The sequence below is a fragment of the Paraburkholderia youngii genome (assembly GCF_013366925.1).
Taxonomy (GTDB): Bacteria; Pseudomonadota; Gammaproteobacteria; order Burkholderiales; family Burkholderiaceae; genus Paraburkholderia; species Paraburkholderia youngii.
The window spans coordinates 6,286,505-6,303,477 of the sequence record NZ_JAALDK010000001.1 but is presented as its reverse complement, the minus strand read 5'-3'; the positions used below and the strand labels follow the sequence as shown (position 1 = coordinate 6,303,477).

Annotated in this window: 16 protein-coding genes; 8 read left to right on the top strand and 8 right to left on the bottom strand. The window is 65.2% G+C overall.

The features are described from left to right. The first annotated feature begins 195 nt into the window (after positions 1 to 195). The 5 genes from gatC to G5S42_RS28695 all read left to right on the top strand — a co-directional run bounded on the left by gatC (position 196) and on the right by G5S42_RS28695 (position 5,425). Positions 196 to 495 (top strand): Asp-tRNA(Asn)/Glu-tRNA(Gln) amidotransferase subunit GatC, encoded by a 300-nt coding sequence (gatC, locus tag G5S42_RS28715; RefSeq protein WP_176109825.1) that lies wholly within the window; start codon positions 196 to 198, stop codon positions 493 to 495. Between the two features lie 157 nt (positions 496 to 652). Next, positions 653 to 2,140, top strand: coding sequence for an Asp-tRNA(Asn)/Glu-tRNA(Gln) amidotransferase subunit GatA (gatA, locus tag G5S42_RS28710; RefSeq protein WP_176109824.1), 1,488 nt, complete (start codon positions 653 to 655; stop codon positions 2,138 to 2,140). A gap of 5 nt (positions 2,141 to 2,145) precedes the next feature. After that, positions 2,146 to 3,621 (top strand): Asp-tRNA(Asn)/Glu-tRNA(Gln) amidotransferase subunit GatB, encoded by a 1,476-nt coding sequence (gatB, locus tag G5S42_RS28705; protein ID WP_176109823.1) that lies wholly within the window; start codon positions 2,146 to 2,148, stop codon positions 3,619 to 3,621. A 132-nt stretch (positions 3,622 to 3,753) separates the two neighbouring features. Beyond that, entirely contained in the window at positions 3,754 to 4,593 is an 840-nt protein-coding gene (locus G5S42_RS28700; RefSeq protein ID WP_176109822.1) for a PPK2 family polyphosphate kinase, read from the top strand. 52 nt (positions 4,594 to 4,645) lie between these two features. Beyond that, entirely contained in the window at positions 4,646 to 5,425 is a 780-nt protein-coding gene (locus G5S42_RS28695; protein WP_176109821.1) for an exodeoxyribonuclease III, read from the top strand. Between the two features lie 60 nt (positions 5,426 to 5,485). On the opposite strand, the gene G5S42_RS44480 is transcribed toward G5S42_RS28695, so the two are convergent. From G5S42_RS44480 to argB, 7 genes are all read right to left on the bottom strand, one after another. Beyond that, positions 5,486 to 6,745, bottom strand: coding sequence for a M48 family metallopeptidase (locus G5S42_RS44480; RefSeq protein WP_176109820.1), 1,260 nt, complete (start codon positions 6,743 to 6,745; stop codon positions 5,486 to 5,488). Next, on the bottom strand, positions 6,727 to 8,121 hold the full coding sequence (locus G5S42_RS28685) for an AmpG family muropeptide MFS transporter (protein WP_176109819.1): 1,395 nt from the start codon (positions 8,119 to 8,121) through the stop codon (positions 6,727 to 6,729). Before G5S42_RS28685 ends, G5S42_RS44480 begins: the two co-directional genes overlap by 19 nt. Before the next feature lie 14 nt (positions 8,122 to 8,135). After that, positions 8,136 to 8,744, bottom strand: coding sequence for a methionine biosynthesis protein MetW (gene metW / locus G5S42_RS28680; RefSeq protein WP_013088070.1), 609 nt, complete (start codon positions 8,742 to 8,744; stop codon positions 8,136 to 8,138). Then, entirely contained in the window at positions 8,741 to 9,886 is a 1,146-nt protein-coding gene (gene metX, locus G5S42_RS28675) for a homoserine O-succinyltransferase MetX (RefSeq protein ID WP_176109818.1), read from the bottom strand. The genes metW and metX overlap by 4 nt, the downstream gene beginning before the upstream one ends. A gap of 320 nt (positions 9,887 to 10,206) precedes the next feature. After that, on the bottom strand, positions 10,207 to 10,905 hold the full coding sequence (slmA, locus tag G5S42_RS28670) for a nucleoid occlusion factor SlmA (protein ID WP_176109817.1): 699 nt from the start codon (positions 10,903 to 10,905) through the stop codon (positions 10,207 to 10,209). A 41-nt stretch (positions 10,906 to 10,946) separates the two neighbouring features. After that, a complete protein-coding gene (locus tag G5S42_RS28665; RefSeq protein WP_176109816.1) occupies positions 10,947 to 11,714 on the bottom strand; it encodes an HAD-IA family hydrolase in 768 nt (255 codons plus the stop codon). A 163-nt stretch (positions 11,715 to 11,877) separates the two neighbouring features. Next, positions 11,878 to 12,777 carry an acetylglutamate kinase gene (gene argB, locus G5S42_RS28660; protein ID WP_176109815.1) on the bottom strand — a complete coding sequence of 300 codons (900 nt, stop codon included), beginning with the start codon at positions 12,775 to 12,777 and terminating at the stop codon, positions 11,878 to 11,880. Between the two features lie 265 nt (positions 12,778 to 13,042). Between argB and G5S42_RS28655 the strand changes: the two genes are divergently transcribed. Beyond that, a complete protein-coding gene (locus tag G5S42_RS28655; protein WP_176109814.1) occupies positions 13,043 to 13,270 on the top strand; it encodes a cysteine-rich CWC family protein in 228 nt (75 codons plus the stop codon). Positions 13,271 to 13,303: 33 nt separating this feature from the next. Here the strand turns inward: G5S42_RS28655 and G5S42_RS28650 are convergent, their stop codons facing one another. Further along, positions 13,304 to 14,938 carry a tetratricopeptide repeat protein gene (locus G5S42_RS28650; RefSeq protein ID WP_176110663.1) on the bottom strand — a complete coding sequence of 545 codons (1,635 nt, stop codon included), beginning with the start codon at positions 14,936 to 14,938 and terminating at the stop codon, positions 13,304 to 13,306. A 126-nt stretch (positions 14,939 to 15,064) separates the two neighbouring features. Between G5S42_RS28650 and G5S42_RS28645 the strand changes: the two genes are divergently transcribed. Next, on the top strand, positions 15,065 to 16,375 hold the full coding sequence (locus tag G5S42_RS28645; RefSeq protein ID WP_176109813.1) for an ATP-binding protein: 1,311 nt from the start codon (positions 15,065 to 15,067) through the stop codon (positions 16,373 to 16,375). Then, on the top strand, positions 16,372 to 16,914 hold the full coding sequence (locus G5S42_RS28640) for a response regulator transcription factor (RefSeq protein WP_013088076.1): 543 nt from the start codon (positions 16,372 to 16,374) through the stop codon (positions 16,912 to 16,914). The genes G5S42_RS28645 and G5S42_RS28640 overlap by 4 nt, the downstream gene beginning before the upstream one ends. The last annotated feature ends 59 nt before the right edge of the window (positions 16,915 to 16,973 follow it).

Sequence of the window (16,973 nt, the reverse complement as noted above, 5' to 3'; positions counted from 1 at the left end):
GTAAGGCCTTGGTAAGTCGGTCCGGGTTTGGGTCGAACGCGTAATCATACCTTATAATTTTGGATGTTTTGAAGGAAACGGAGCGTACATTTTGCCGTTTCCGCTCCTTTTTTTAGATTGTCCTATCTTGTCGTAACCCGCTGTTAAAGCGCGACTTTTTAACCATAGTGACATTCCACCATTTCCGGTGATTGCATGGCTCTGACCCTGACCGATGTAAAACGCATCGCGCATCTCGCGCGGCTCGAACTGGCCGATTCCGACGCCGAGCACACGCGTGCCCAGCTCAATGATTTTTTCGGCCTCGTCGAGCAGATGCAGGCGGTCGATACCACCGGCATCGCCCCGCTTGCCCACCCGATCGAGCAGATCGAAGACGTCGCGCTGCGTCTGCGCGACGACGCCGTCAGCGAGACGGTCGAGCGCGAGGCTTTCCAGCGCCCCGCGCCGGCCGTTCAGGACGGCCTGTACCTCGTGCCGAAGGTGATCGAATAAGACCCGTCGGGCAGACCCCGGGCGCGGCGCCGGCACGAGCCTTTCGTGCGCAGGCGCGCGGCTTCGCCGCGAGCCGTGCCGGGCCGTCTGCCGACGGGCAACCGAACGCCTCCACGGCAGCGTGACCACGCTGCCGCGCTTTCCAGGATAAAACGCAATGCATGAAAAAAGTTTGACCGAACTGCGCGCGGCGCTCGCGGCCAAGGAATGCTCCGCAGTCGAACTGGCGCAGCTGTACCTGAAGCGGATCGACGCGGCCAACAGCCTGAACGCGTTCATCCAGGTCGATCCCGAACTGACGCTCGCGCAGGCGAAAGCCGCCGACGCGCTGCTGCACACCGGCCACGCCGGCCCGCTCGTCGGCCTGCCGATCGCGCACAAGGACGTGTTCGTCACGAAGGGCTGGCGCTCCACGGCCGGCTCGAAGATGCTCGCGAACTACGAAAGTCCGTTCGACGCGACCGTGGTCGCGCGTCTGCAGAGCGCCGGCATGGTGTGCGTGGGCAAAACCAACATGGACGAGTTCGCGATGGGCTCGTCCAACGAGAATTCGTACTTCGGGGCCGTGCAGAATCCATGGGACCGCAAGGCCGTGCCGGGCGGATCGTCGGGCGGCTCGGCGGCCGCCGTGGCCGCGCGTCTCGCGCCTGCCGCGACCGGGACCGACACCGGCGGCTCGATCCGCCAGCCGGCGTCGTTCTCGGGCATCACCGGCATCAAGCCGACGTATGGCCGCGTGTCGCGCTACGGCATGATCGCGTTCGCGTCGTCGCTCGATCAGGGCGGCCCGATGGCGCAAAGCGCCGCGGACTGCGCGACGCTGCTCAACGCGATGGCCGGCTTCGACGAGCGCGACTCGACGAGCCTCTCGCACGAGCACGAGGACTACACGCGCTACCTCGGCAAGTCGTGGCGGGACGGCGGCGCGGACAAGCCGCTCGCCGGCCTGCGCATCGGCCTGCCGAAGGAGTACTTCGGCGCCGGTCTCGCCGACGACGTGCGCGGATCGATCGACGCCGCGTTGAAGCAGTACGAAGCGCTCGGCGCGACGCTCGTCGAGGTGTCTCTGCCGAAAACCGAACTGTCGATCCCGGTCTACTACGTGATCGCGCCGGCCGAGGCCTCGTCGAACCTGTCGCGTTTCGACGGCGTGCGCTTCGGCCATCGCGCGGCCGAGTACCGCGATCTGCTCGACATGTACAAGAAGTCGCGCGCCGAAGGCTTCGGGCCCGAAGTGAAGCGCCGCATTCTGGTCGGCACCTACGTGCTGTCGCACGGCTACTACGACGCGTACTACCTGCAGGCGCAGAAGATCCGCCGCATCATCGCGCAGGACTTCCAGGAAGCGTTCAAGCAGTGCGACGTGATCATGGGACCGGTCGCGCCGTCGGTGGCATGGGACATCGGCGCGAAGGGCGACGACCCGGTGCAGATGTATCTGGCCGACATCTACACGTTGTCGGTGAGCCTCGCCGGCCTGCCGGGCATGAGCGTGCCGTGCGGTTTCGGCGCGGGCGCGAATGCGCAGCGCCCGGTCGGTCTGCAGATCATCGGCAACTATTTCAATGAAGCCCGGATGCTTCAGGTGGCCGACGCGTTCCAGCGCGCCACCGACTGGCACCGTCAGGCACCGGCAGGAGTGTGAGCACCATGACCAAACAATGGGAAGTCGTGATCGGTCTGGAGACCCACACGCAGTTGTCGACGCATTCGAAAATCTTCTCGGGCACCGCGACGCAATTCGGCGCCGCGCCGAACACCCAGGCCAGTCCCGTCGATCTGGCGTTGCCGGGCACGCTGCCCGTGATGAACCGCGGCGCGGTCGAACGCGCGATTCAGTTCGGCCTCGCGATCGGCGCAACGGTGGCGCCGCGCAGCATCTTCGCGCGCAAAAATTACTTCTACCCCGATCTGCCGAAGGGCTATCAGATCAGCCAGTACGAAATCCCCGTCGTGCAGGGCGGCCAGGTGACGATCCAGGTGCCGGCCAATGAAAAGACGGGCACGCAAGCGTACGAGAAAACCATCAACCTGACCCGTGCCCACCTCGAGGAAGACGCGGGCAAGTCGCTGCACGAAGACTTCGCGGGCATGACCGGCATCGACCTGAATCGTGCCGGCACGCCGCTGCTCGAAATCGTCACCGAGCCGGAAATGCGCAGCGCGGCCGAGGCCGTTGCCTACGCGAAGGCGCTGCACACGCTCGTCGTGTGGCTCGGCATCTGCGACGGCAACATGCAGGAAGGCTCTTTCCGCTGCGACGCGAACGTGTCGGTGCGTCCGGTCGGCCAGAAGGAATTCGGCACCCGCACCGAGACCAAGAACCTGAACTCGTTCCGCTTCCTCGAAGAAGCGATCCAGTACGAAGTGCGTCGCCAGATCGAGCTGATCGAAGACGGCGGCACGGTGGTGCAGGAAACGCGTCTGTACGATCCGGACAAGCGCGAAACGCGCTCGATGCGCAGCAAGGAAGACGCGCATGACTACCGCTATTTCCCCGACCCCGACCTGATGCCGCTCGTGATCGACGCCGCATGGGTCGAGCGCGTGAAGAGCGAGATGCCTGAGCTGCCGGAAGCGATTCAGCGGCGCTTCGTGTCGCAGTACGGCCTCACGCCCTACGACGCGAACGTGCTGACCTCGAGCAAGGCGACGGCCGCATACTACGAAGCGGTGGTCGCGAAAGTCGGTCCGGCCAACGCGAAGGTCGCGGCGAACTGGGTGATGGGTGAAGTGTCGTCGCAGCTCAATCGCGAAGGCCTCGACATTGCCGCGTGCCCGGTCTCGGCCGCGCAGCTCGCGGTGATTCTGCAACGCATTGCCGACGGTACGATCTCGAACAAGATCGCGAAGGAAATCTTCCTCGCGATCTGGGAAGAGAAGGCCACCGACGAAGCCGCCGCTGATCGCATCATCGAGGCGAAGGGCCTGAAGCAGATCTCGGACACCGGCGCGCTCGAAGCGATCATCGACGAAGTGCTCGCCGCGAACCAGAAGTCGGTCGACGAATATCGCGCCGGCAAGGAAAAGGCGTTCAACGCGCTGATCGGCCAGGCGATGAAAGCAACCAAGGGTAAGGCCAACCCTGCTCAGGTCAATGAATTGCTCAAGAAAAAGTTGTCCTGAGTTGAAGTGCCGCGGCCGGGCGTGATCACGGCCGTGTCACCACGGGCCGTTGCCGGATCGAAGCAGGGCAACGGCCCGTTTTATTTTGCGGACCCGCTTCAGCCGGTTAAGCGTAGACCACGGAGTGTGTGCATGACAAATCATCCCGATCTCGACGATTTCCGCGTGCCGTACTTCGACGACGGCAAGAAGAAGAACCACTTCTCGCTCGACCATTACGATCCGAAGGCGAAGCCGTTTTCGAGCGGCTCGAAAGACGCGGACCGCGCGCGTCTGTCGGAAGTGGGCCTGCTGCTCGACAACCTGCAGGAGCGGCTGCACGCGCAGCGCAAGCGTCGCGTTCTGCTGGTGCTGCAAGGCATGGACACGAGCGGCAAGGACGGCACGATCCGCGCGGTATTTCATGAAGTCGACCCGCTCGGCTTGCGCATCGTGCCGTTCAAGGCGCCGACGCCCGTCGAACTCGCGCACGACTTCCTGTGGCGCGTGCATTCGCAGGCACCCGCGGCCGGCGAGCTGACGATCTTCAATCGCAGTCACTACGAAGACCTGCTCGTGCCGACCGTGCAGGGCGAACTCGACGCGGACGAGTTCCAGCAGCGCTGCTGCCACATCCGTCAGTTCGAGCAGTTGCTCGCCCACAGCGGCGCGACGATCGTCAAGTGCATGCTGCATATTTCGAAGGACGAGCAGCGAGTGCGTTTGCAGGAGCGCATCGACGATCCGCTGAAGCACTGGAAATTCGACGTGTCGGATCTCGAAGCGCGCAAGCAGTGGGACGCATATCAGTCCGCGTATCGCGACGCGCTGGCCGCGACGTCGACCGAATACGCGCCGTGGTACGTGATTCCGGCCGACTCGAAGACGCATCGCAACGTGATGGTCGCCCAACTGCTTCTGCGCACGCTCAATGCGCTGAAGCTCGAATATCCGCCAGCCAAGGAAGCGCTGAAGGGCGTCAAGGTCGAGTGAACGCGGCCTCGCCCTTTGGCTTCAGAAACGAATCGAACAAAAGAGGAATGACATGTTGCGTGTGATTACCGCCAACCTCAATGGCATCCGCTCGGCGGCGAAGAAGGGCTTTTTCGAATGGTTCGGCGAACAGGGCGCCGACGTGCTGTGCGTGCAGGAAATCAAATGCTCGCAGGACGATATGACGCCGGAGTTCATGGCGCCGCACGATTTCACCGGCTATTTTCAGCACGCGGTGAAGAAGGGGTACAGCGGCGCGGGCGTCTATACGCGTCATGAGCCGGACGAAGTGGTGATCGGCTTCGGCAGCGAGGAGTTCGACCCGGAAGGGCGCTATGTCGAGCTGCGTTTCGGCAAGCTGTCGGTGGTCTCGGTGTATGTGCCGTCGGGGTCGAGCGGAGACGAGCGCCAGCAGGCCAAATTCCGTTTCATGGACGAATTCATGCCGCATCTCGCCGAGCTGGCGAAGGAACGCGAGGTGATCGTATGCGGCGACGTGAACATCGTGCACAAGGAAATCGACATCAAGAACTGGAAGAGCAACCAGAAGAATTCGGGCTGCCTGCCCGAAGAGCGCGCGTGGCTCGACAAACTGTTCGACGAAGTCGGCTATGTGGACGTGTTCCGCACGCTCGACCAGCGGCCCGAGCAGTACACGTGGTGGAGCAATCGCGGTCAGGCGTATGCGAAGAACGTCGGGTGGCGGATCGATTACCAGATCGCGACGCCGGGCATCGCAAGCAAGGCGAAGCGCACCGACGTGTTCCGCGACATCAAGTTCAGCGACCATGCGCCGCTGACCGTCGACTACGACCACAAGGTCAACAAGTAAGCCCACCAGCCGCGGCGCGTGGAGTGCCGTGGCCCGCCAGCAGTCGGTAGAAGCGGGGTGTCAGTCGCGCGCCGTCTTGCGGGTCGGCCGGCCGATGCCCGCGTAATCGGGCAACTCGTCGACGCTCTTGCCGATTGCCTTCGCATACAGCGACAGCATGTCCGGCAGCCGCTTGACGATGTCGTCGCGGCGCGCCGGTGTGTACGGGTGCACGTAGATGAAGCCCTGCTCGCGATTGCCGCGCGTCGCTTGCGCGAGCTTGTCCCACAGCGTGACCGCCGCGCGCGGATCGAAGCCGGCGCGCGACGCGATATCGCTGCCGATCACGTCGGCTTCGGTTTCGTCGGTGCTTTCGTACTTCATTTCCAGCAGACGCGAACCGATGCCTAACGGCGCCATGCCCAGGTCGGCGAGTCCGAACAGTTGCGGGATCGTGCCGGACGAATCGAGCTGGCTCGCCTGCAACTGACCGAGCCGCATGCGCGCGTGCTCGCGCAACGCGTGCGCGATCTCGTGGCCGATTAGCATGCCGACCTCGTTGTCGTTCAGGCGCACGCGATCGAGTATCCCGCTGTAGACGACGATCTTGCCGCCCGGCAGGCAGTACATGCGGATGTCGTTCGAGCGCACCACCGCGACTTCCCACTTCCAGCCCTTGGCTCGCTCGTTCCATTTCAGCGAGTACGGAATCATCCGGTCGATGATCGAGCGCACGCGTGTCACGCGCGCGTCCGTGTCGCCGTACAGGCGGTTCGCGTGGCTGGCGCCGTAGACGATCTGGCTGAACTCCTCGGCGGCCTGCGCCTCGAGCATCGACGACGGGATCAGGTTGCGGAACACCATGTAGCCGCCATAGCGCAGTTGGGGGCTCACGTAGTAGGGCGGCGGGACGGCCGCGGGGGCCGGCGCGCCAGCGCTCGAAGCGTTGCCGCTAGCGCCGGACGCGCCCGCGGCACCGGCGTTGGCGTTGGCGTTGGCGCCGGTGCTGTTATTCGCCCCAAGGTTGGCGCCGCCGGCGCCGCTGTTGTTGCCGGCCGCAGCCGAGGTCGCGTTTTCGGCGCTGGCGCCGCTTGGCGCGGACTTGGCCGCAGGCGTCGGGGCCGGGTTGGCTGTCGCACCGCTCGTGGTCGCGGCGGCGGCAGCCGGCGCGGGCGCTTGCGCGCCGCTCACCGGGCTGGCGCCAGTCGCTGGTGTGCCGGCCGCATAGGCGCCCATCGGCATCGCCAGCGCGACGCTCGCGCAGCCGAGCACGCCTGCGGCGCTGAGTGCGGTGCGGCGCGCGCGGGTCGGAAACGGTACCTTCACGACCGGTCCCTCCACGGCGCGATGCGCACCAGCAGCAGCATGCCCGGCACCGCGAGCGCGGTACAGAGGATGAAATAGTCGAACCAGCCGATCCGCGCGACCACAAAGCCGCTCGCCGCCGACGCGAGCGTGCGCGGCACCGACGCGAGGCTCGTGAACAATGCGAACTGCGTCGCGGTGTAGCGCGGATCGGTGGTGCTCGCGATGTATGCGGTGAACGCGGCCATCGTCAGACCGGTGGCGAAGGTCTCGAAGCCGTACACGAGCGCGAGCGCGACCGAGCGCGGATCGAGCTGCACGCTCCAGTCGATGCCGACCAACGACAGCAGCTTCGTCGTGCCCTGGCTCAGCGCGACGGCGATGTTGTAAATCGCGGCAAGTCCGGGTGAATCCGGGCCGAGATGCGCGAGCCACGCGAAGCCGAGCGTCGACACCATCTGCAGCAAACCGAAGATCCACAAGCCACGGCCGATGCCGATCCTCATCAGCCAGATGCCGCCGATGATGCCGCCCGCGAGACTCGCGCCGAATGCCGTGGTCTTCGCGATCACGCCGATCTGCGTGCGCGAAAAGCCGATGTCGAGGAAGAACGATGTGGACAGCGTGGTCGCCATCGTATCGCCGAGCTTGTAGAGAAAGATGAAGCCGAGCACGAAGAGGGCACCGCGCCAGCCGTCGCGCTGAATGAATTCCCTGAACGGCTCGACGATCGCCTCGCGCAGATTCTTCGGCGGCTGGCCATGCACCTCGGGCTCGCGCACGACCAGCGTCATCAGAACGCCAGGCAGCATGAACGCAGCCGTCACGATGAACACGGTGCTCCACGGCAGATGATCGGACAAAATCAACGCCAGCGAACCGGGCACGAGCGCCGCTATCTTGTACGCGTTCACGTGCACCGCGTTGCCGAGGCCCTGCTGCGTGTCGCTGAGCAATTCACGCCGGTACGCGTCGATCACGATGTCGGAACTCGCGCCGAAGAACGCGACCAGCGCGGTCAGCGCGGCGACGCTCCAGATCGCTTCGCGCGGCGACACGAAACCGAGTGTCGCCATCGCGCCGGCCACGAGCAATTGTGTGACGAGCATCCAGCCGCGCCGTCGGCCGGGCCGCCAGCCGGGCACGCGCGGCACGTAGCGGTCCATCAGCGGCGCCCAGACGAATTTCCAGGTGTACGGAAACTGGATCAGCGCGAACAGGCCGATTTCCTTCAGATTGACGCCTTCCGAGCGCAGCCACGCCTGCACGAGGTAGACGAGCGTAAACAGCGGCAATCCCGACGTGAAGCCGAGAAAGACGCAAATCAGCATGCGCGTATTCAAAAACGCGCGCCAGCCGGGATGTTCTTCGTGAGCGGTAAGTGCGGGCGCCTCGTGCGGCGGGTTCGACATGTGGATAACTGAGGTTAGCTTTTCTTGACGCGATAGACCGCAAGACTACCACGCCAGTTCACGCCCCACCGCACCACCTGTCCGTCGTGCAGCACGACACGATCGAGAATTTCGATGCCGACTTCGGGCGCGAGCGCTTCGAAGTCCTTGATCGTCAGCACGCGCACGTTCGGCGTGTTGTGCCATTGATAAGGCAGCGACTTCGACACCGGCATGCGCCCTTGCAGCACCGACAGCCGATGCGCCCAATAGCCGAAATTCGGAAACGACACGATGCATTGCTTGCCGACCCGCACCGTCTCGCGCAGGATCGCAGCGGTCTGATGAATGGTCTGCAGCGTCTGCGACAGCACCGCGAAATCGAAGCTGCCGTCTTCGAACAGGCGCAGGCCGTCTTCGAGATTCTGCTGGATCACGTTGACGCCGTTCTGCGTCGCGGCGAGCACGCCGGCGTCGTTGATCTCGATGCCGTAGCCCTGCACCTCCAGTTCCTCGTTCAGCAGCGACAGCAGCGAGCCGTCGCCGCAGCCGAGATCGAGCACGGTCGCGCGCGGTTCGACCCAGCGGGCGATCGCGCGGAAGTCCGGGCGCGATGCCAGGTAATCAAGTGCTCGCTGGTTCATGCGTTGACCTCGTTTGCAATGCGTTCGTAGTAGGCGCGCAGCAGGTTGTGATAACGCGCGTCGTCGAGCAGGAAGGCGTCGTGGCCGTGCGGCGCGTCGATCTCCGCGTAGGTGACCGTGCGCTTGTGATCGAGCAGCGCCTTCACCAGTTCGCGCGAGCGAGCCGGCGCGAAACGCCAGTCGGTCGAGAAGCTCGCGATCAGATACTTCGCGGTGGTGTGCGCGAGCGCGGCGGTCAGATCGCCGTCGAAGGCCTTGGCCGGATCGAAGTAGTCGAGCGCGCGCGTGATCAGCAGGTAGGTGTTGGCGTCGAAGTAGTCGGCGAACTTGTCGCCCTGATAGCGCAGATACGATTCCACTTCGAACTCGACGTCGAAGCTGAAGTTGTAGTCATCGAGCGCGCCTTCCGCGCGGCGCAGCGAGCGGCCGAATTTCTCGGCCATGTCGTCGTCCGACAGATACGTGATGTGGCCGATCATGCGCGCGACGCGCAGGCCGCGCTTCGGCTTCACGCCGTGCGCGTAGTAGTTGCCGCCGTGGAAGTCGGGGTCCGACAGAATCGCGGAGCGCGCGACCTCGTTGAACGCGATGTTCTGCGCGGACAGCTTCGGCGTCGATGCGATCACGATGCAATGCGCGATTCGCTCCGGATACATCATGCTCCACGCGAGCGCCTGCATGCCGCCGAGGCTGCCGCCCATCACGGCGGCGAAGCGCGTGATGCCGAACGCGTCGGCGACGCGCGCCTGGGCGTTGACCCAGTCTTCGACGGTGACGACCGGAAACGTCGCGCCATACGGCTTACTGGTGGCCGGGTCGATGCTCATCGGCCCGGTCGAGCCGAAGCACGAGCCGAGGTTGTTCACGCCGATCACGAAAAATTTGTCGGTATCGAGCGGCTTGCCCGGGCCGACCATGTTGTCCCACCAGCCGATGTCCTTCGGATTGTCGGCGTACACGCCCGCCACGTGATGCGATGCGTTCAGCGCGTGACACACGAGCACCGCATTGCTGCGCGCGGCATTGAGCGTGCCGTAGGTCTCGACCATCAGGTCGTAGCCCGCGAGCGAGCTGCCGTTGCGCAATCGCAGCGGCTCGGTGAAATGCATTTTTTGGGGAGCGACGATGCCGATGGAGTCCATTCATTCCGCCATTGAGTCAACAGGGCGGCTAAACGGCGTCGGCGAAGCACGAGGAGAAGGGCGGTGTGCGCAGCTGACGACCTCTTTAGCCGCATTTATAGTGAACCGCGGGCCTGAAGCCCAAGGTTCGCGCGCCCGCAATCGAGTCAGCAAATCGGCGCGTGAAAGGGGGTGAAACCGGGTGCAACGTGTTCGGGATGCCTGGGCGCGGTCTGTTATGCATCGTGGGACCGCGGCGGCGTCAGGCGCAAAGTATAGCGGAAAATTCCACGCGGCAGCGGCGCGGACGGTGCCGCGCGAAGGGAGCGAGTCCTCGCGGACTACTGAAGAATCAGCAGCAGTTGCTCGTCCGCGTGTTCGGCGGGCGGCCGCGCGAAACCGCTGCGCACATAGCGATGCCAGCGGCCGATCACGTAGCTCACCAGCAGGCTCGCGCGAATCGCGGGATCGTAGCCGGCGGGCAGTGCGGTGGATTGCGGCGCGGTCTGCGGGTCGGCGGTGTCCGTGGCGTGGTTATCAGCACGGGCAAGCGCTTCGGTCTGCGCGAGCCGCAAGCACTGCTTCAGCGATGCCTCGACCCGCTCGAGCATCTGGTTCACGCGCTCGGTCAGCCGTTCGTGCTCGCCGACCAGCGCCTCGCAGGTCAGCACCCGCGTCATGCCGGGATTTTTCGCGGGGAAGTTGAGCAGCATCAGCGCGATCGAGCGCGCCTGCAGCACGCCGTTGCTTTCGTGACCGGTGATCTGGTTGATGAGGCCGAACAGCGTCTGCTCGATGAACTCAATCAGCCCTTCGAACATCTGCGCCTTGCTGGCGAAATGACGATACAGCGCGGCTTCCGACACACCGAGCCGGGCGGCGAGCGCGGCCGTGGTGACCTTTTCGCTTTTCGGCGCCTCTAGCATGCTGGCGAGCGTCTGCAGGATGTGCACGCGACGCTCGCCCGGCTTCGGACGCGTTGCGCGTGTCGCGGCGGAGGATGCCGCTGAGGCTTCGTCAGGCTTGTCGATCGGCTGCATGGCTGTCGTCCCCCGCCTGATGTCGTTGGCGGCTTTCGTCCCTACTGTCCCGGCTTGCGTCCCTTCCATCGAACCGCGCGCGTGCCCAGTCGTAGCGATTTTAGCGAACGAATGCTGCGGTCGACATAATGCGGCCGGCCGGTGCCCGGCAGTCGCATCGGTACGCCGTCCGCGTGCGGCTTGCGCGGCAGGTGCCCGGTGATCCACACGGTGCGGATGCCGAGCCGCCGATAGTTCTTCAGGTGCGAGCGCGTGTCCTCGACGAGGATCGCGTCTTTCAGCGACACGTGCGCGTCGCGCATCGCGCGGCGCAGCATTGCGTGATCGGGCTTCGCGCGCCATTGGCGGCGATCGCGCATGTGCTCGATCGCGATCACGCGCTCGAACAGCCGCTCGATGCGCAACTCGGCGAGCACCGCGCGCGCGTAGCATTCGGGCGCATTGGTCAGCACGATCTTGCGGCCCGGCAGTGCCGCGACCAGCCGCGCGACGCCGCGCTCGTGGCGGATCATCGAGCCGAGGTCGGGGAACGTGTGCACGACCTTCAGGAAGTCGTGCGCGTCGAGCGGATGGTGGCGCGTGAGCCCGAGCAGTGCCGCGCCGTAGCGCAGCGTGTAGCCGGTGCGCAGACGGTTGGCTTCGTCGATGTCGACTTGCAGCGCGTCGATGATGTACTGGGTCATGCCGCGATTGATCGCGGGAAAAATGGCATGCGACGCGCGATGCAGCGTGTTATCGAGATCGAACAGCCAGACTGGCTTGCCGCTCGCGATGTCAGGACGGCGGCGCCGCGAAATGGGGGTGCGCATGGTGGAGGTCTTCAGCCGCTGACGGGCGTTTCATGCTGCGAATGCGGATGCGGAGAGATTGCCGCATCGACGCTCGGGGGCGCGCATAGGCTGCCGGCCGCGAGGTGCGGCACAGGCGTCGCGCCGCTCAGGCGCAACCCCTGTGCCGGGGATGCCGCAACGCTCAATGCGAGCGGATCATCGTGCCGAATGGCTGTTCGGTCAGGATTTCCAACAGCACCGAGTGTTCGATGCGGCCGTCGATGATGTGCACCGAGCGCACGCCGCTCTTCGCCGCATCGAGCGCGGACGAGATTTTCGGCAGCATGCCGCCGGAGATCGTGCCGTCTTCGAACAGGCCGTCGATTTCGCGCGCCGACAGGTCGGTCAGCAGATTGCCTTCCTTGTCCATCACGCCGGGGATGTTGGTCATCATCACGAGCTTTTCGGCGTTCAGCACGACCGCCAGTTTGCCCGCGACGAGGTCCGCGTTGATGTTGTACGACAGACCGTCTTCGCCGAAGCCGATCGGCGAGATTACCGGAATGAACGCGTCGTCCTGCAGTGCCTTCACGACCGCCGGGTTGATCGCTTCCACTTCGCCGACCTGGCCGATGTCGACGTACTGGCCCGGCTTTTCTCGATCCGGCATCAGCATCTTGCGCGCGTGGATCAGGCCGCCGTCCTTGCCGGTCAGGCCGACCGCGTGGCCGCCGAAGTGGTTGATCAGCATCACGATGTCCTGCTGCACCTCGCCGCCGAGCACCCATTCGACGACTTCCATCGTCTCTTCGTCGGTGACGCGCATGCCCTGGATGAACGTGCCCTGTTTACCGATTTTCTTAAGCGCCAGGTCGATTTGCGGACCACCGCCGTGCACGATGACCGGGTTGATGCCAACCAGCTTGAGCAGAATCACGTCGCGCGCGAAACCCTGCTTCAGACGCTCTTCGGTCATGGCGTTGCCGCCGTATTTGATGACCACGGTCTTGCCGTGATACTGGCGGATGTAAGGCAGCGCCTCGGCCAGAATTTCGGCTTTCAGGGTGGGCGCAATCTGCGAGAGGTCGGGAAGCTCGGACATGGCGGCAGGCTCGGGCACGGAACAGTTAAAACAGCGCGAATTGTACAGGACTGGCGCGCTGCAACAGGGTTTTCGGCAGCGGCGCGAGCGACGGTCGGTGCAGGCTTGGCGGATTGCACCATGACGGCCACGGGGGCGGGCAAACAGCAAGCGTAACGCACTTGCGTGACGGCCGTGCATTGGCCGAACGGACGGCTGCACCTAGGCGTATCAGTCATGGCATCATGATCTGACCGATGCCCCCGACCTTTCGCGCCCATCCGCAATGAAACCGTCTTCTACCCGTTCCGGGAGCAGCGCGCGCTGTCCGCGCTGCGGCAATGCCTTCGACTGCGGCATGCAGGGCGAGACATCATCTCCGTGCTGGTGTCGTGCTTTGCCGCCGCTGCCGGCAGAGCGGCTGAAGCCGGGGGGCCGCTGCTTGTGCCCGGAATGTCTCGCCGCGGAGATTGCCCAGGCGACACGCGAGGCAAGTGGCGTTGAACGGCCGTAAACGCTGCGTTTGCCAATGGCCGATCTGAACCGCCTATGCACCGCGATGCTGCGCCACCAGCGCTCGCAGATCGCGCGCCACTGCTTCCAGCGCCGGCTCCCACTCGCCGAACCGCGGCTGCCGATACAACGTGGCGCTCGGATACCACGGGCTGTCGCCGCGCTCCAGCAACCAGACCCAATGCGGATTGACGTCGAGCAGCACCCACGTGCGCTGACCGAGCGCGCCGCTCAGATGCGCGACCGATGTGCATACGGTGATCACGAGGTCGAGCGCGCCGACGAAGGCGGCGGTGTCGTCGAAGGTGGCGAGGCTCGCGGTGTGATCGATGATGCGCAGGCCGGCCGCGCGGGCGGCGGCGATCTCGGCGGCCGCGCCCGGCTGCAGCGAGTAGAAGGTGACGTCGTCGATGCCGGCGAAATGCGCGGCATAGCGCTGCCAGCCGACGCTGCGAAACGGGTTGCGCTGATGCCCGCGGCTACCCGTCCAGGCGAGGCCGACCTTAAGGCGGCGCCCGTCGGCAACGCGTTCGCGCCACGCCGCAAGCGCGGCCACATCGGCGAACAGGTAGGGCGCGGCTGGAATGGTCTCTTCGCGGGTATCGAAGATCAGCGGCAAGCTCAGCAGCGGAATTTCATAGTCCATCGGCGGCAGCGATTCGACGCCGCCGCCGGACGAGAAACCGTCGACATGAGCGCCGAGGCTGCGCGCGAGCAGCGCGCCCATCTGCGGAAACGAATTCCACACCACGCGGCCGCCGTCGCGATGCACACGCTCGGCCAGCATCGGGATATAGCGGCTGAACTGCAGCACGTCGCCCATCCCCTGTTCGCCCCATACGAGCAGCGTCTTGCCGGCGAGCGGCTCGCCGCGCCAGATCGGCGCCGGCATCACGGGACGGCTGCCGCCGAGCTCCCTGGAGCCGTCCCAGCGCGCCTCGTGCGATGCCCACCCTTCGGCGTATCGGCCGCGCAGGAGTTGCAGCATGCCGAGGTTCGAGCGCATCGTCGGGTTCTGCGGGGCGAGCTCGCAGGCCGTCGTGGCGGCCTGTTCGGCGTCGTCCCAGCGTTGCGCTTCACGTAACGTCAGCGCATAGTTGTTGTAAGCCAGCGGACTGCCAGGCGCGCGCTGCACGGCCTGGGCACCGGCTTCGAGCGCGTGGGGCAAGTCCAGACTCTGGCGATACGCGTTGGCGAGGTTGATCCATGCGTTGCCATCGTCGGGGGCATCGCGAATCGCGGCTTCGAGCAGCGCGAGCCGTTCGCTCAGATCTCCGTCGGTAAGCGTCAGCGCGCTCGCGAGATTGTTGCGTAGCTGCGGCAGCGCGGGGTCGAGCGCCAGCGCACGACGATACGGAGGGATCGCGTCGGCATGCCGGCCGGCCATCTGCAGCGCGTAGCCGGCGCGGAAGTGCGCGACGGCGCTCCCCGCATCGAGTTCGGAAATAATGGCGGCGAGTTCGATCGCCTCCGCATGGCGCTTCTGCGCGAGCCACGCGGCGATCAGCGCGTCGAGCGAGGCGCCGTCGAGCGGATGCAGTTTGGCCGCGACGTCGAGGGAACGGGCTTCGTCCGCCGTGGCGCCGCTGGCTCGGGCCGCGGCGGCACCGCGCAGCAAGGTCAGGAATGCGGACGAAGCGTCGGCTTCGCGAATCGCGGTGGGTACCATGAACGGATGGCGCGGAGCAGTCGTCAATGCAGCCTGGCGACGCGCGATGCTATTTCGAAGACAGTCATGTTACCGGCACTCGGCCGCCTGGTCAGCCATGCGGGTCCGAACGGGTAGACTAGGGTCATGCAACGTATAACCAACACCGGCCGCGTCAATCTCGGTCATCTGTTCTGGCTGCGCAGCCTCGCGATCATTGGTCAGCTGCTGACGATCGCGTTCGTGCAGATCTTCATCGGCGCCAATCTGCCGTTGCCCGCGATGCTGCTCGTGATCGGGCTCGAAGTGCTGTTCAATGCGCTCACATGGTTTCGCGTGTCGCAGCAGCGACCCGAGTCCAACATCGAGCTGTTCGGGCAGATCTGGGTCGATCTCGGCGCGTTGTCGGCGCTGCTGTTCCTGTCCGGCGGCACCACCAACCCGTTTGTATCGCTATACCTGCCATCGCTTGCAATCGCGGCGGCCGTGCTGCCGTGGTATCTGATGGCCTGGCTCGCGGCGTTCGCGGTCGCCTGCTACGCGATGCTCAGTTTCGATTCGGTGCCGCTCAATCTCGAGAATCCCGCCAACCTGTTCGACTACTACCGCTCGGGCATGTGGGTCAATTTCATGGTCAGCGTAGGGCTGATCGCGTGGTTCGTCGCGCGCATGTCGCGGGCACTGCGGCTTCGTGACGCAGCGCTTGGAGAAGCGCAGCAGCGCTTGCTTCAGGACGAACGGGCGGTCGCGCTCGGCGTGCAGGCGGCCACCGTGGCTCACGAAATCGGTACCCCTCTGTCTACAATCGCGATGTTGTCAGAAGAATTGCGCGACGCGGCGCGCACCGACGCGGGACTCGCTCCCTACCGCGCCGATCTCGAACTGCTCGAGCAGCAGATGACGCTGTGCACGTCGGCACTCGCGCGCTTGCGCAGCCGCGCGACGACCACGACGAACCGTGAGCCGGTCGACGAATGGCTCGAATCGTTTGCCGACCAATGGCGCCTGCGCCATCCGCACGTAAAGTTCGAGCGGCTCGGCACGCCGCCCGCCGATGTCAGTCTCAACGACACGGTGGCCGTCAGCCAGATACTGACGATCCTGCTCGACAACGCCGCGCGCGCGAGCCGCGATCACGTGACGCTGTCTTGCACGCTCGCGCCACGCGGCGACCAGATCGTATTCGAAGTGTGCGACCACGGTCCTGGCATTCCGGTCGCGCTGCGCGGCTCGCTCGGCACGATGCCGGTGGAGAGCACGCAGGGCGGTCACGGCGTCGGCTTGTATCTGGCGTTTTCGGCGGCGGCGCGTCTGAAGGGATCGATCGAGCTGACCGACGCCAACGGCGGGCGGCCGCGCGGCACGCGTGCGGTGCTGCGACTGCCGCTCGGCGCGCGCAAGATTTCCGGAGCGAGCCCGCAAGGCGCCGCGCCATCCAACACGGAGAAACAGGCATGAGCGAAAAGAATTTTCTGGTGATCGACGACGACGAAGTGTTCTCCGGCATCCTGGCGCGCGGCTTGACGCGGCGCGGCTACACGGTGAGCGAAGCGCACAACGCGGACGAGGCGATCCGGCTCGCGAATCAGCAGAAGTTCAGCGAGATCACCGTGGACCTGCATCTGGGCAACGACTCCGGCCTGACGCTCGTCGCGCCGTTACGCGATCTGCAGCCCGATGCGCGCATGCTGGTGCTGACCGGCTACGCGAGCATCGCCACCGCGGTGCAGGCGGTCAAGGACGGCGCCGACAACTATCTCGCGAAGCCCGCCAACGTCGAGACGATCCTGTCGGCGCTGCAAAGCGAGGCGAGCGCGTTGCAGGCCGAGGAGGCGATCGAGCATCCGCAGCCGCTGTCGGTGGCGCGGCTCGAATGGGAACATATCCAGCGGGTGCTCGCCGAACACAACGGCAATATCTCGGCGACCGCGCGCGCGTTGAACATGCATCGGCGCACGTTGCAGCGCAAGCTGGCGAAGCGGCCGGTGAGGCAGTAGGCCGCGATCGGGCGGCACAAAGCAAAACGGGCTGCCAATGCGAAGGCAGCCCGTTTTTT